Below are 14,261 nucleotides of genomic sequence, written 5' to 3' on the forward strand. Positions count from 1 at the left end.
AGCGGGCCGCGCTGACGGCAGGAAACACTCAGCGCGGCGTCCCCTCCTGTGCGAGGGGATTTTTCGTTTCCGCCCCCGGACCGCAGGCAGAGACCACCAGGAGCTTTGAGGACGATGAGCAGCGAGACGACCACCGCCGCCGCCACCGAGTCAGTGCCGGCGACGGCACCGCACCGCTACACCGCGGCCCTGGCCGCCGAGATCGAGGCACGCTGGCAGGACTTCTGGGCCCGCGAGGGCACGTACGCGGTGGACACCGCCGCGGCGTCGGACAAGCCCCGGAAGTTCGTCATGGACATGTTCCCGTACCCCTCGGGCGCGGGCCTGCACGTCGGCCACCCGCTGGGGTACATCGCCACCGACGTCTCCGCCCGCTACGCGCGCATGACGGGCCACGACGTGCTGCACACCATGGGCTTCGACGCCTTCGGCCTGCCCGCCGAGCAGTACGCCGTGCAGACCGGCACCCACCCGCGCGTCACCACCGAGGCGAACATCGCCTCGATGCGCCGGCAACTGGGCCGCCTGGGCCTGGGCCACGACACGGACCGGTCGTTCGCCACGATCGACCCGGACTACTACAAGTGGACCCAGTGGATCTTCCTGCAGATCTTCGAGTCCTGGTACGACGAGGAGGCCGACGCGGCCCGCCCGATCGCCACCCTGGTCGAGCAGTTCGAGACCGGCAAGCGCGAGACGCCCGACAAGCGCCCCTGGGCCGATCTGACGCCCGAGGAGCGCGCCGAGGTACTGGGCGGCCACCGCCTGGCGTACGCCTCCGACTCGCCGGTCAACTGGTGCCCCGGCCTGGGCACCGTGCTGGCCAACGAGGAGGTCACCGCCGACGGCCGCTCCGAGCGCGGCAACTTCCCCGTCTTCAAGGCGAATCTGCGGCAGTGGATGATGCGCATCACCGCCTACGCCGACCGGCTGCTGGCCGACCTGGACGAGCTGGACTGGCCCGAGGCCATCAAGCTGCAGCAGCGCAACTGGATCGGCCGCAGCGAGGGCGCGCGCGTCGACTTCCCCGTCGACGGGCACGAGGACGCCCGGATCTCGGTCTTCACCACCCGCCCCGACACCCTGTTCGGTGCCACGTACATGGTGCTGGCGCCCGAACACCCGCTGGTCGACGGCATCGTCCCGGCCGGCTGGCCGCAGGGCACCCACGGGGTGTGGACCGGCGGGCACGCCACGCCCGCGGAGGCGGTGGAGACGTACCGTGCGCAGGCCGCCGCCAAGTCCGACGTGGAGCGACAGGCAGAAGCCAAGGAGAAGACCGGCGTGTTCACGGGCGCGTACGCCCTGAACCCGGTCAACTGCGAGCGCGTCCCGGTCTTCATCGCCGACTACGTCCTGATGGGCTACGGCACCGGCGCCATCATGGCCGTACCCGGACAGGACCCGCGCGACTGGGAGTTCTCCGAGGTCTTCGAGCTGCCCATCATCCGTACCGTGCAGCCGCCGGCGGACTGGGACGGCAAGGCGTACACCGGCGAAGGGCCCGCGATCAACTCCGCCGGGGAGGGCGTCGACCTGAACGGCCTGGACGTGGCCGAGGCCAAGCGGAAGATCATCGCCTGGCTGGAGGACCAGGGCGTCGGCGAGGGCACGGTCAGCTTCCGGCTGCGCGACTGGCTGTTCAGCCGCCAGCGCTACTGGGGCGAGCCCTTCCCGGTCGTCTACGACGAGAACGACGTCGCCCACGCGCTGCCCGAGTCGATGCTGCCGCTGGAACTGCCGGAGGTCCGCTCGGCCGAGGACTACTCCCCGCGCACCTTCGACCCGGACGACGCCGACAGCCGCCCCGAGACGCCGCTGTCGCGCAACGCCGACTGGGTGAACGTCACCCTGGACCTGGGCGACGGCTCAGGCCCCCGGCGCTACCGGCGCGAGACCAACACCATGCCCAACTGGGCCGGCTCCTGCTGGTACGAGCTGCGCTACCTGGACCCGCACAACGCCGCGCGGCTGGTCGACCCCGCGATCGAGCGCGCCTGGATGGGCCCGGCCGAGGGCAAGCCGCACGGCGGTGTCGACCTGTACGTCGGCGGCGCCGAGCACGCCGTGCTGCACCTGCTGTACGCCCGCTTCTGGTCCAAGGTGCTGTACGACCTGGGATACGTCTCGTCCGCCGAGCCGTTCCACAAGCTGTTCAACCAGGGCATGATCCAGGCGTACGTCTACCGCGACGCCCGCGGCTTCCCGGTGCCCGCCGCGGAGGTCGAGGAGCGCGACGGCGGCTACTGGTACGGCGGCGAGCGGGTCAGGCGCGAGCTGGGCAAGATGGGCAAGTCCCTGAAGAACGCCGTCACACCCGACGAGATCTGTGCCGAGTACGGCGCGGACACGCTGCGGCTGTACGAGATGGCGATGGGCCCCCTGGACGTCTCCCGGCCCTGGGACACCCGCGCGGTCGTCGGCCAGTACCGGCTGCTGCAGCGGCTGTGGCGCAACGTCGTCGACGAGTCGACCGGCGCCGTCACCGTCGTGGACGCCGAGCCGGACGAGGAGACGCTGCGGGCGCTGCACAAGGCCGTCGACGGGGTCACCAGGGACATGGCGGGGCTGCGCTTCAACACCGCCATCGCGAAGGTCACGGAGCTGAACAACCACGTCACCAAGCTGCCCGCGGTGCCGCGGAGCGTCGCCGAGGCGCTGGTGAAGCTGGTCGCGCCGCTGGCGCCGCACGTCGCCGAGGAGCTGTGGCGGCGGCTGGGGCACGGCACGACGGTGGTCTACGAGCCGTTCCCGGTCGCCGATCCGCGGTATGTGGTCGACGAGACGGTCACGTGCGTGGTGCAGGTCAAGGGCAAGGTCAAGGCCCGGCTGGAGGTGTCGCCCGACATCGCCGAGTCGGAGCTGGAGGCGGCGGCGCTGGCGGACGAGGCGGTGCAGCGGGCGCTGGGCGGTGCACCGGTCCGGAAGGTGATCGTACGGGCGCCGAAGCTGGTGAACGTGGTCATCTGAGCACGCACGGCGCCTTCGAGCGGGGCGCGCGCTCCGGCGTGCGACCGCCGCGGAAGCGGTGCGGGAGCGGTGCGCGGGGCGTTCCCTAAGGGACGGTTCCGGGAAGGCCGGGGGCCGGCGGGGCCGCCCGGCCTCTCCCGTACCCCGTACGCTGGAGGGAAGACCGCCTGCCGTGGCCGCCGGGGCCTGCGGGGCCCGAGATGGAGGGATGCAGACCTCATGGACGTCGTCGTCGCTCTGCTGGCGTTGCTCTTCGTGCTCTGTGTCGTTGCGGGCGCGGTCCTGACCGTGAAGGCGACGCGGGCGGTGAAGCGCGGCGTCGAGCGCACGGTGGCCGACACCCGCAAGACGGTGCAGGAGACTACGCTCAAGGCCCGCCGTGCGGTGCAGCCGGGCGCGGCCGGCGACATCGCGGGTCTGCGGCTCACCCTGCGCAGCTCGATCGACTCCACCCGCCGCGAGCTGGAGCAGGCCGTGGAGGGCGACCCCGGGCTGCGCGAGTCGATCGGCCTGCTGGACCGGCTGCACGAGTACGGGCGCCAGGTCGACGGCGAGCTGCGGCTCCTGGAGCGGGAGCCGGACAAGTCGCGCGTCGCGGAGCGGCTGCCGGAGCTGCGGAGCCGCGCGGAGCGGATCGCGCAGTCGGCGAACTCGCTGCGCTGGGCGGCACAGGACCGCGCGCGGCACACGGCGGAGGACGAGGACGGGCTGGACGCGCTGACGACGCAGATCGACCTGGAGACGGGCGCGTTGCGGCACTGGACGCCGGCGGCGGAGCAGGAGGCGGCGGAGGCCGCCGCGGGTGCCGCGTCCGCTGGAGACGCGGGGGCGGCGGACGACGGGGGCCGGTCTGGGGACGGCGCGGGTCGGTCCGGTCGGTCGACCCGCTCGCCGAAGGAGCAGCCGGCACTGTCGTCCGGCGGTACGGCGGAGGGGCAGGACGCCTTCCAGGCGCTGCTGTCGAAGATCGAGAAGATGCGCAAACCGGAGTCGGCGTAGGGCTGTCCGGGGCGCCGCCCGAGGGCGGGACACCGGGTGTGACCTCGGCGGACCGCTTGGTCCTTACGCGCCGTGCGGGCCCTCGGATGCGGCCTGTTCCGCGCGCCCAGTAGTGTCTTGGGCATGTCCCCCGATGTCGCGATCGTCGCCGATTCCACGGCCTATCTGCCGCCCGAGGCGATGCGGCGGCACGGCATCATCTCCGTTCCGCTGACCGTCGTGCTCGGGGACCGCGCGCTGGAGGAGGGCACCGAGATCTCCGCCCGCTCGCTGGCGGAGGCGCTGCGCAAGCGGAACCCGGTGACGACGTCGCGGCCGAGCCCGGCGCTCTTCGCGGCGACGTACCGGAAGGCGGCGGAGGCGGGCGCGCGGGGCATCGTGTCGCTGCACCTGTCGGGGGAGGTCTCCGGGACGTACGACGCGGCGGTGCTGGCGGCGAAGGAGGCGCCCGTGCCGGTGCGGGTGGTGGACACCCGGATGGTGGCGATGGCCCTCGGGTTCTGCGCGATCGCCGCCGCGGAGGCGGCGGAGGCCGGCGGCACCGTGGACGACGCGGTGGCGGCCGCGGAGCGGCGGGCGGCGGGCACGTCGGCGTTCTTCTACGTCGACACCCTGGACTACCTGCGCCGGGGCGGCCGGATCGGCACCGCCCAGGCGCTGCTGGGCTCGGCGCTCGCGGTCAAGCCGCTGCTGCGGCTGGACGGCGGGCGGATCGAACTGCTGGAGAAGGTCCGTACGGCGAGCCGGGCGATCCTGCGGCTGGAGGAGATGGTGCTCGACCGTGCGGCGGAGGGCCCGGTGGACGTCGCGGTGCACCATCTGGCGGCCGCGGAGCGGGCGGCGGAGCTGGCCGACCGGCTGCGGGAGCGGGTGCCGGGGCTGGGGGAGCTGCACCTGAGCGAGGTGGGCGCGGTCATCGGGGCGCACACGGGGCCCGGGCTGCTGGGTGCGGTGGTGTCGCGGCGGGACGGCGCGTAGCCGGGGTTTGTCCACAACCGGCGGGTTATCCACAGAAGTTGCCGGTGATCACCGGGGGTGGGGGCGGGGCTCGTACCTTCGGGTCATGAGCGCACGGACGGAGACCAGGGGACCGGGCCGCCACGAGCCGCGCAGGCGCCGCCTGCGCGGGAGGACGGCGGCGGGGGCGACACGCGGGGCGGCGCGGGAGCGACTGCGGACCCGAGCGACGACGATGCTCACGCCGCCACCGCCGCGATCCCGCCACCCACCCGGCGACCCGCCACCGCGACTCCACTGGTCCAGCAAGGACCCCCCGCGCTTCCCCCGGAGGGAGTCGGGGGAGGCGACCCGGCGGACTCCCGCGGAGCCGTCGGCACCGGGGGCTCTGGGACGGGTCGGTGGGGATCGTTCGCGCGGCGGGTCGGGTCCGCCTGGGCCGGAGCGGCAGGTTGTCCGGCAGGCCGCGGGCAGCCGCGGCGCCGGGGCGGGGCCGGACCGTGCTTCTCCACCGACGTCCGCCGTCGAGCCCGTGCTCGGCGCTGGGCCTACGCCCGCCCCCCCTTCCGTGCCCACGGCTGCCGTGCCACCCCTCCGCACCGCCGTTCCCACGGTCCCTGACCCCGCGGGTGCCGCCTGCCCGCACGACGGGGAAGACCCGGACCAACCGGCAGCGGGGCGGGGGGATCTGGGGCGGTGGGAGCGGTGGGGGGTTGCGGTGCGGGAGCGGCTGCCGGTGTGGATCCGGTTGCGGTGCGGGCTGGAGCCCGCGGCGTGCGCGGCCCTGGTGCTGGTGCTCGTCGCCGGGGTCGCTCTCGCCGCGTACCACTTCTGGTCCGGCCGGCCCCAGCCCGTACGGCCTCCGGAGGCACGCGGCTCCGCACCGCCGCCCGCCGCGGCGGCGGACGCGGCGGCGCCGGCGGCCGCGGGGGAGCCGAGCGCCGGTGCGGCGGCGGACCTGGTGGTGGACGTCGTCGGCGAGGTGCGCGAGCCGGGCGTCCACCGGCTGCCCGCCGGGTCCCGCGTCGAGGACGCCTTACGTGCCGCGGGCGGTGTCCGCCCCGGTGCGGGAGCGGACGGCCTCAACCGGGCGCGCCCGCTGGCCGACGGCGAGCAGATCGTCGTCGGCGAGCCGCCGGCGGCGGCGCCGGGCGGGCCACCAGCGCCGCTCGCGCCAACCGCCCCGGGCCTGAGCCCACCCGCGGGAGGCGGCTCACCCACGGGGGTGGTGAGCCTCAACTCCGCGACACCGGAACAGCTCGACGCGCTGCCCGGCATCGGTCCCGTGCTGGCCCAGCACATCATCGACTACCGCGACCAGCACGGCGGCTTCACCGACATCGAGCAACTCCGCGACGTGAACGGCATCGGTGACAGCCGGTTCGCGGACCTCCGTCCCCATGTCCAGCCGTGACGCCGCCCCCGCCAGGACCGTCGCCGCGCACCCCGGACAACCGGCAGCGCCCCTTGGCCGGTTGCCGGACACCCGACGGGCGAGCGCGGCGGTGGCCCGGTCCGGTGCGGCGGGGGCACCGACGGAGGCACCGGCCGATCTGCGGCTGGTGCCACCGGCGTTGGCCGCCTGGGCGGCGGCGGCCCTGGCGCTGGGAAGGGAGGGAGCCGCGGTGCCGGTGGCGTGCGCGCTGGCAACGGCCGCCGGACTGGCGCTGCTTGCCGCCGCCCGCCGCCGGGGCAGGCGGCACCGCCCGCGGCCCGTGCCTCGCGCGGGGGGCGCCGTCCGACCGGTCACCGCCGCGTCGTCGCGGGTGCTGGCGGCCGGGGCCGCCGCCCTGCTGTGCGGCGCCGCGGGGGCGGGGGCTGCCGCGCTGCACGGCGCCGACCTCCACCGCGGTCCGCTGCCGGCGGTCGCCGAGCGGTACGGGCAGGCCACCGTCGAGGTGGAGGTGACCTCCGACCCTCGCCTCACCCGACCGCAGGTCCGCGGCCCGGCTGCCGCCCCCGCCGCCGTACTGGTCAGGGCCGAAGCCCGCCTCGTCACCGTCCGCCCCGCCGACACGTCCCCCGTGCCTCCGAACGGCCCGGCCACCGACGCAAACACGGCCACCGGAACCGGAACGAGCACGGGCACGGGCAGCGGCACCGGCACCGGCACGGAAACCGGCGTCGGCGCCGCGCCGCCCGCCTCCGTCACCGTGCCGCCGCCCTCCGTCCCCGCACCGCCCGCCTCCGTCCCCCCGCCCACCGCCGGTTCCGCATCCCGGCCCTCCGCCCCGGAGCCGACGGCCCCCGCCGCCGCAGGTCCCCCCGGCCCCGCAGCCGCGGGCGCGCCGCAGACCACCCGCGTGCGGACCCCCGTGCTCGTCCTCGTGCAGCCCCGGGACTCCGCCGCGCGGCGGGCCTGGCTGGGGCTGCTGCCCTCGACCCGGCTGCGGGTCGAGGCGCGGGTCTCGCCGGACTCCGGGGGCGGCCGGGCCGTGGGCGCCGTGCTGCGCGTCGCCGGGCCCGGGCCGCCGGACGTCGTGCGCGGGCCCGGCGACCTGCAACGCGCCGCAGGCGCTCTGCGGGGCGGGCTGCGCGAGGCCACCGACGGGCTCACCCCCGACGCCCGCGCGCTGCTGCCCGGGCTCGTCGTCGGCGACACCTCCCGCATCCCCGCCGACCTGCAGGACGCCTTCCACGCCACCGACCTCACCCACCTCCTCGCCGTCTCCGGGGCCAACCTCACGATCGTCCTCGCCCTCCTCGTCGGCCCGCCCCACCTCGCCGCCCGCGCAGAGCGCCGCGGGCTCGCCCCGCGGCTCGGGATCCCACTGCGCGCCACCGCGCTCCTCGGCGGGCTCCTCACCCTCGGCTTCGTCGTCGTCTGCCGCCCCGAGCCGAGCGTCCTGCGGGCGGCGGCCTGCGGCCTCATCACGCTGCTCGCCCTCGGCACCGGCCGGCGCCGCTCCCTGCTTCCCGCCCTCGCCGCCGCCGTCCTGCTGCTCGTCCTGTACGACCCGTGGCTCGCCCGCGAGTACGGGTTCCTCCTCTCCGTGCTCGCCACCGCCGCCCTGCTCACCCTCGCGCCCCGGTGGAGCGCGGCGCTCCGCGCCCGCCGCGTGCCGCCGCGGCTCGCCGAGGCGCTGGCCGCGGCCGGCGCCGCGCAGGCGGTGTGCGCGCCCGTCGTCGCCGTGCTCGCGGCGCGGGTGAGCCTGGTCGCGATCCCGTGCAACCTGCTCGCCGAGTTCGCCGTCGCGCCCGCCACCGTCCTGGGGTTCGCCGCGCTCGCCGTCGCCCTGCCCGCGATGCCGGCCGCCGAACTGCTGGCGACGCCCGCGGGCTGGGCGGCGGAGTGGATCGCCGGCGTCGCCAGGACCGGGGCCGCGCTGCCGGGCGCCACGTACGGCTGGCCCGGCGGCTGGTACGGCGGGCTGGCCCTGGCCGCCGTGACCCCGGTGCTGCTGCTCGGGCTGCGCCGCCTGGCCCGCCGCCGGTGGCTCTGCGTCGCCTGCGTCCTGCTGGCGCTGCTCGCCGTGCTCCGCCCCGTGCCCCTCACCCGGGTCCTCACCGGCTGGCCGCCCGCCGGCTGGCGCCTCGTGGCGTGCGACGTCGGCCAGGGCGACGCGCTCGCGCTGGCCGCGGGCGACGGGCAGGCGGTCGTCGTCGACACCGGCCCCGACCCCGCGCTCGTGGACCGCTGCCTGCGCGACCTCGGCGTCCGCCGCATCCCCCTGCTGGTTCTCACCCACTTCCACGAGGATCACGTCGCGGGCCTGGCCGGCGTCCTGCGCGGCCGGGCCGTGGGCGCCATCCAGGTCGGCGGCCTCGACGAACCCCCCGGGCAGGCAGCCGCCGTGCGCCGTACGGCCGCCGCCGCGGGGGTCCCGGTGATCCGCGCGCGGCCGGGGGAGCGGCGCCGGGTGGGCGGGCTGACGTGGCAGGTGGTGTGGCCGGCGGCCGGCGCACCGCCCCCGGCCGAGCCGAACGACGCCAGCGTCACCCTCCTCGTCCGCACCGCGGGCCTCACCGTGTTCCTGCCCGGGGACCTGGAGCCGCCCGCCCAGCGCGCGTTGCTCACCGCCGTTCCCGAACTGTCCCGCGTCGACGTCCTGAAGGTTCCGCATCACGGCTCCGCCTACCAGGACCACGAGCTGTTACGGCGCCTCAAGCCCCGCTTCGCCCTCGTCAGCGCCGGCACCGGCAACCCGTACGGCCACCCCGCGCCCCGTACCGTCGCCGCCCTGCGCGCCCAGGGCGCCGCGGTGCTGCGCACCGACGAGCACGGCCCCCTCGCGCTCACCGCGGAAGGAGACGACGACCGTACCCCCGCCGCGACCGTGGGCGGCAAGTAGCCGGGCCCCGCCGCCTCCTGTCCCGGTCCGCCACAGAGATCCAAACGGACCGCTGAACTCCGGCACTTGACCCAACCCCGCACCAGCCGTCACAACCCGGCTGTCACCCCCCGGTTTGCCTGGAAAGCAGCACCAGTGCTCGAATGAATGCCCGAGCTACTGAAATTCCACGGGGGTGGATGCTTCATGATCGGTCGTCTCCGACGCAGATCCTCGGCCACGGCAACCCGGCGCGGCCCCGGCATGATCGGCCTGCGGGTCCCCGCACACGCGGGGGTGCTGAGCTGCCGCGTACTCGATCCGGTCGACCATCCGCTGCCGCAGGCGGAGGTCGTCCTCGCCGACGCCGCCGGGCGCAGGGTCGTCAGCGGCGAGAGCGATCCGTTCGGCACCTTCGTCGTGGCCGTCCCGGCCGGCAGCTACCGGCTCTCCGTCAACGCCGAGGGCTTCACCCCGTACCGCGGCGAGGTCGAGGTCGCCGAGGGCGCCCACCGGTCGCTCGGCGACCTCGCGCTCAGCCCCTCCCCGCTGCCGCAGCTCCCCCCGCCCGGCGACTGGGAGATCGACCCGGCGCACACCACCATCGCGTTCGTCGCGCAGCACATCGGCATGGCGCGCGTACGCGGCCGGTTCAACGCCTTCCAGGGCGCCCTGCGCATCGGTCAGCGCATGGAGGACTCGGCGCTGCGCGTGTCCATCGAGGCGGCCGGCATCGACACCAACATCAGGATGCGCGACGACCACCTGCGCTCCCCGGACTTCCTCGACGTCCAGCGCTACCCGGTGATCGAGTTCGCCGGCGACCGCTTCCTGCACCGCGGCGGCCCCCGCTGGGCCGTCACCGGCGCGCTCTCCATCCACGGCGTGAACCGCACCGTCACGCTCGACACCCACTACCTCGGCACCGGCTACGGCACGGAGGGCGAACTGCGCGCCGCCTGCCGGGCCACCGTCGAACTGCACCGCGAGGACTTCACGCTCAACTGGCAGCACATGCTCGCCCGCGGCATCGCCGTCGTGGGCTCCAGCATCCAGGTCGAACTGGACATCCAGGTGGTGGCCGCGAGCTGACGCCCGGGCCGGCGGCCCCGCGGAGTTACTCCGCCGGGCCGTCCGGCACGGTCGCGGAGCCCTCCAGCCAGCCGTCGTACGACTCGGCCAGCTCCTCCAGCTCCGCCGCCACCGCCTCCCGCGCGTCCTCGACGACGACGAGCCACTGCGCGTCCTCCGCGTCGTCCTCGCCGGCCAGGGCGTCGCGGATCAGTTGCGGCTCCCCGGTCAGGCCGAAGCGCTCCACGGCCAGCCCGGCGACCTCCTCCGCGGCGTCGCGGTCGGGCAGCACGAGTACGTACGTCAGGTCGTCCACGCCGCCATTGTGCCGGTGGGCGCCGGCCAATGTCGTAGCGGCGTGGGATGCTGTACGGCGATGGCTGCGACGACCCGGAACCCCAGGACCGGCAACGGCAAAAGCGCCGGCGGCGGCGACCCGCTCACCCCCGTCACGCTCGCCGTGGGCCAGGAGGACCTGCTGGTCGACCGCGCGGTGCGGGAGGTCGTGGCCGCCGCCCGCGCCGCCGACCCCGACACCGACGTGCGCGAGCTGACCCACGACGCCCTCCAGCCCGGCACGCTCGCCGAGCTGACCAGCCCGTCGCTCTTCGCCGAGCGCAAGGTCGTCGTCGTGCGCGGCGCGCAGGACCTCGGCGCCGACGCGGTGAAGGACGTCAAGGCGTACGTGGCCGCCCCCGCCGACGAGATCACGCTGGTGCTGGCGCACGCCGGCGGCGCCAAGGGCAAGGGCCTGCTGGACGCGGCGCGCAAGGCAGGCGCCCGGGAGGTCGACTGCGCGAAGGTGACGCGCCCCGCGGACCGGCTGGCGTTCGTGAAGGCCGAGTTCCGGGCCGCGGGCCGCACCGCGACGCCGTCCGCGTGCCAGGCGCTGGTCGACGCCATCGGATCCGACCTGCGGGAGATGGCCGCCGCCTGCGCGCAGCTCGCGGCCGACGTGGACGGCACGATCGACGACGCCGTCGTCGCGCGCTACTACACGGGCCGGGCCGAGACCTCCGGCTTCGAGGTGGCCGACCGGGCCGTCGAGGGCCGTACGGCCGAGGCCCTGGAGGCCCTCCGCTGGGCCCTGCACACGGGCGTCGCGCCCGTCCTGCTCACCAGCGCCCTCGCCCAGGGCGTCCGCTCCATCGGCCGCCTCGCCTCCGCCCCGCGCGGCATGCGCCCCGCGGACCTGGCCCGCGAGCTGGGGATGCCGCCGTGGAAGGTGGACCGGGTCCGCAAGCAGATGCGCGGCTGGACCGCGGACGGCGTGGCCACGGCCCTGCGCGCGGTGGCCCAGGCGGACGCGGACGTCAAGGGCGGCTCGGACGACCCGGCCTACGCCCTGGAAAAGGCGGTGGTCACCATCGCCACCGCGGCCCGCACCCCCTGACCGGAGGCCGGCACCCCCTGACCGGGGGTCGCCGCGGCCACGCGAAAGGCCCCGCCGGCCCCGGGGAAGGGCCGAAGGCGGGGCCTTGCGGTCTGGCTGTGCGCCGCACCCGCGTGGCGAACGCAGGCCGCGTGCGGCGTGGAGTCTTCTCGTGCCCGACCGGAGCGGAGTGAGAGGGCTCGCGGCGGTCCGGCAGAGGGCCCTGGGGCCCGGGATCAGGCCTGGAGGGCCTGGACGCGCTTGGCCAGGGCGGCCTTCTTGTTCGCCGCCTGGTTCTTGTGGATGACGCCCTTGCTCACTGCCTTGTCCAGCTTGCGGGCGGCGGCGCGCTGCGCCTCCACGGCCTTCTCGGCGTCCCCGGCCTCGACGGCCTCGCGGGTACGGCGGATCGCGGTGCGCAGTTCCGACTTCACGGCCTTGTTGCGCAGCCGGGCCTTCTCGTTGGTCTTGATCCGCTTGATCTGGGACTTGATGTTCGCCACGTAGCTGCCTCTTGGAGATCTTCGGAAAATGTCCTGTGGGACCTGGACTGCCGGACCTCACCGGGTCCAGACACAGTGGCTCAGGCTACCAGCAGCCGGGACGGCCGCCCAAACCGTCCCCGGCCCCGCGCGCATGGGACGATGGGGGCGACGAGTGCAGACACGCCCCTCCCTCCCGACAGGACCCCTAGGTGCCCGCGACCGAAACCACCGTGCCGCAGCCCAGCCGTACCGAGCCCGCGCTGATCCGTAACTTCTGCATCATCGCGCACATCGACCACGGCAAGTCGACGCTGGCCGACCGGATGCTCCAGATCACCGGAGTCGTCGAGCAGCGCCAGATGCGCGAGCAGTACCTCGACCGTATGGACATCGAGCGCGAGCGCGGCATCACGATCAAGTCCCAGGCCGTACGCATGCCGTGGTCCCCCTCGGAGGGTGAGAGCCGCGGCACGGCGCACATCCTCAACATGATCGACACCCCCGGGCACGTCGACTTCACGTACGAGGTCTCCCGCTCCCTCGCCGCCTGCGAGGGCTGCGTCCTGCTGGTGGACGCCGCCCAGGGCATCGAGGCGCAGACCCTCGCGAACCTCTACCTCGCGATGGAGAACGACCTCACGATCATCCCGGTGCTGAACAAGATCGACCTGCCCGCCGCCCAGCCGGAGAAGTTCGCCGCCGAGTTGGCCGGCCTGATCGGCTGCGACCCGGCGGACGTGCTGCGCGTCTCGGCGAAGACCGGCCAGGGCGTCGAGGCGCTCCTCGACGAGGTGGTCCGGCAGGTGCCGGCGCCGGTGGGGGTCAAGGACGCGCCCGCCCGCGCGATGATCTTCGACTCGGTCTACGACTCGTACCGCGGCGTCGTGACGTACGTGAAGGTCGTCGACGGCACGCTCGGCAAGCGCGAGCGGATCAAGATGATGTCGACCGGCGCCCAGCACGAGCTGCTGGAGATCGGGACGAACTCGCCCGAGATGACCCCGGCCGACGGCCTGTCCGTCGGCGAGGTCGGCTATCTGATCACGGGCGTCAAGGACGTCCGCCAGTCGAAGGTCGGCGACACCGTCACCCGGCTCAGCAAGGGCGCCACCGAGCCGCTCGGCGGCTACAAGGACCCGAAGCCCATGGTGTTCTCCGGGCTCTACCCCGTCGACGGCTCCGACTACCCGGAGCTGCGCGACGCGCTCGACAAGCTCCAGCTCAACGACGCGGCGCTGGTCTACGAGCCGGAGACCTCCGCGGCGCTCGGCTTCGGCTTCCGCGTCGGCTTCCTCGGCCTGCTGCACCTGGAGGTGATCCGGGAGCGGCTGGAGCGCGAGTTCGGCCTGGACCTGATCGCCACCGCGCCCAACGTGATCTACCGCGTCGTGCTGGAGGACCGCACCGAGCACGTCGTGACCAACCCCAGCGAGTTCCCGGTCGGCAAGATCGAGGAGGTCTACGAGCCGGTCGTACGGGCGACGATCCTCACCCCCAGCGAGTACATCGGCTCGGTCATGGAGCTGTGCCAGAACCGCCGCGGCACGCTGCTCGGCATGGACTACCTCTCCGAGGAGCGGGTCGAGATCCGCTACACGCTGCCGCTCGCCGAGGTCGTCTTCGACTTCTTCGACCAGCTCAAGTCCAAGACCCGCGGCTACGCCTCCCTCGACTACGAGCCCACCGGCGAGCAGAGCAGCCAGCTCGTCAAGGTCGACATCCTGCTGCACGGCGACAAGGTCGACGCCTTCTCCGCGATCACGCACAAGGACAAGGCGTACGCCTACGGCGTGCGGCTCGTCGCCAAGCTGAAGGAGCTGATCCCGCGGCAGGCCTTCGAGGTGCCCGTACAGGCGGCGATCGGCTCCCGCGTCATCGCCCGCGAGACCATCCGCGCCATCCGCAAGGACGTCCTCGCCAAGTGCTACGGCGGCGACATCTCCCGGAAGCGGAAGCTGCTGGAGAAGCAGAAGGAAGGCAAGAAGCGGATGAAGATGGTCGGCAGCGTGGAGGTGCCGCAGGAGGCGTTCATCGCCGTGCTGTCCTCCGACGAGGGCGACGCCAAGCCGAAGAAGTAGCACCGGGGCGGCATCCGGGCGGCGTCGGGGGCGCCGGCGGCGGGACGGAAGCGGAACC

10 protein-coding genes are annotated in these 14,261 nt (G+C 74.6%); 8 read left to right on the plus strand and 2 right to left on the minus strand.

Annotation, left to right across the window (positions count from 1 at the left end; all coding sequences use genetic code 11):
• Positions 1-114 precede the first annotated feature (114 nt).
• The 6 genes from leuS to O7599_RS28120 all read left to right on the plus strand — a co-directional run bounded on the left by leuS (position 115) and on the right by O7599_RS28120 (position 10,289).
• Positions 115-2,970 (plus strand): leucine--tRNA ligase, encoded by a 2,856-nt coding sequence (leuS, locus tag O7599_RS28095; RefSeq protein WP_281618393.1) that lies wholly within the window; start codon positions 115-117, stop codon positions 2,968-2,970.
• Between the two features lie 219 nt (positions 2,971-3,189).
• Positions 3,190-3,969, plus strand: a complete 780-nt coding sequence (locus O7599_RS28100; protein WP_281618394.1) for a hypothetical protein — start codon at positions 3,190-3,192, stop codon at positions 3,967-3,969.
• A 123-nt stretch (positions 3,970-4,092) separates the two neighbouring features.
• Positions 4,093-4,947 (plus strand): DegV family protein, encoded by an 855-nt coding sequence (locus tag O7599_RS28105; protein ID WP_281618395.1) that lies wholly within the window; start codon positions 4,093-4,095, stop codon positions 4,945-4,947.
• Positions 4,948-5,644: 697 nt separating this feature from the next.
• Complete coding sequence (locus O7599_RS28110; RefSeq protein WP_348652568.1) at positions 5,645-6,340, plus strand: ComEA family DNA-binding protein; 696 nt, start codon at positions 5,645-5,647, stop codon at positions 6,338-6,340.
• A gap of 160 nt (positions 6,341-6,500) precedes the next feature.
• Positions 6,501-9,218, plus strand: coding sequence for a ComEC/Rec2 family competence protein (locus O7599_RS28115; protein WP_281623549.1), 2,718 nt, complete (start codon positions 6,501-6,503; stop codon positions 9,216-9,218).
• A 186-nt stretch (positions 9,219-9,404) separates the two neighbouring features.
• Positions 9,405-10,289 carry a YceI family protein gene (locus O7599_RS28120; protein WP_281618396.1) on the plus strand — a complete coding sequence of 295 codons (885 nt, stop codon included), beginning with the start codon at positions 9,405-9,407 and terminating at the stop codon, positions 10,287-10,289.
• A gap of 25 nt (positions 10,290-10,314) precedes the next feature.
• Here the strand turns inward: O7599_RS28120 and O7599_RS28125 are convergent, their stop codons facing one another.
• Positions 10,315-10,584 carry a hypothetical protein gene (locus tag O7599_RS28125; RefSeq protein WP_281618397.1) on the minus strand — a complete coding sequence of 90 codons (270 nt, stop codon included), beginning with the start codon at positions 10,582-10,584 and terminating at the stop codon, positions 10,315-10,317.
• Positions 10,585-10,644: 60 nt separating this feature from the next.
• Here O7599_RS28125 and holA point away from each other — a divergent pair, with 60 nt between their 5' ends.
• Positions 10,645-11,661: a DNA polymerase III subunit delta gene (gene holA, locus O7599_RS28130; protein ID WP_281618398.1), complete on the plus strand. Its 1,017-nt coding sequence runs from the start codon at positions 10,645-10,647 to the stop codon at positions 11,659-11,661.
• 215 nt (positions 11,662-11,876) lie between these two features.
• Here holA and rpsT read toward each other — a convergent pair whose 3' ends face one another.
• The gene (rpsT, locus tag O7599_RS28135; protein WP_281618399.1) at positions 11,877-12,143 is read right to left on the minus strand and encodes a 30S ribosomal protein S20; all 267 of its coding nucleotides are present in this window, start codon (positions 12,141-12,143) and stop codon (positions 11,877-11,879) included.
• Positions 12,144-12,334: 191 nt separating this feature from the next.
• On the opposite strand from rpsT, the gene lepA reads away from it, so the two are divergent.
• Complete coding sequence (gene lepA, locus O7599_RS28140) at positions 12,335-14,203, plus strand: translation elongation factor 4 (RefSeq protein WP_281618400.1); 1,869 nt, start codon at positions 12,335-12,337, stop codon at positions 14,201-14,203.
• Positions 14,204-14,261 lie beyond the last annotated feature (58 nt).

It is taken from the genome of Streptomyces sp. WMMC500 (genome assembly GCF_027497195.1).
Classification (GTDB): domain Bacteria; phylum Actinomycetota; class Actinomycetes; order Streptomycetales; family Streptomycetaceae; genus Streptomyces.

Coding starts and splice junctions, on each gene's coding strand:
- leuS (WP_281618393.1), top strand. CDS start 115: ATGAGCAGCGAGACGACCACCGCCGCCGCCACCGAGTCAGTGCCGGCG.
- O7599_RS28100 (WP_281618394.1), top strand. CDS start 3,190: ATGGACGTCGTCGTCGCTCTGCTGGCGTTGCTCTTCGTGCTCTGTGTC.
- O7599_RS28120 (WP_281618396.1), top strand. CDS start 9,405: ATGATCGGTCGTCTCCGACGCAGATCCTCGGCCACGGCAACCCGGCGC.
- holA (WP_281618398.1), top strand. CDS start 10,645: ATGGCTGCGACGACCCGGAACCCCAGGACCGGCAACGGCAAAAGCGCC.
- O7599_RS28105 (WP_281618395.1), top strand. CDS start 4,093: ATGTCCCCCGATGTCGCGATCGTCGCCGATTCCACGGCCTATCTGCCG.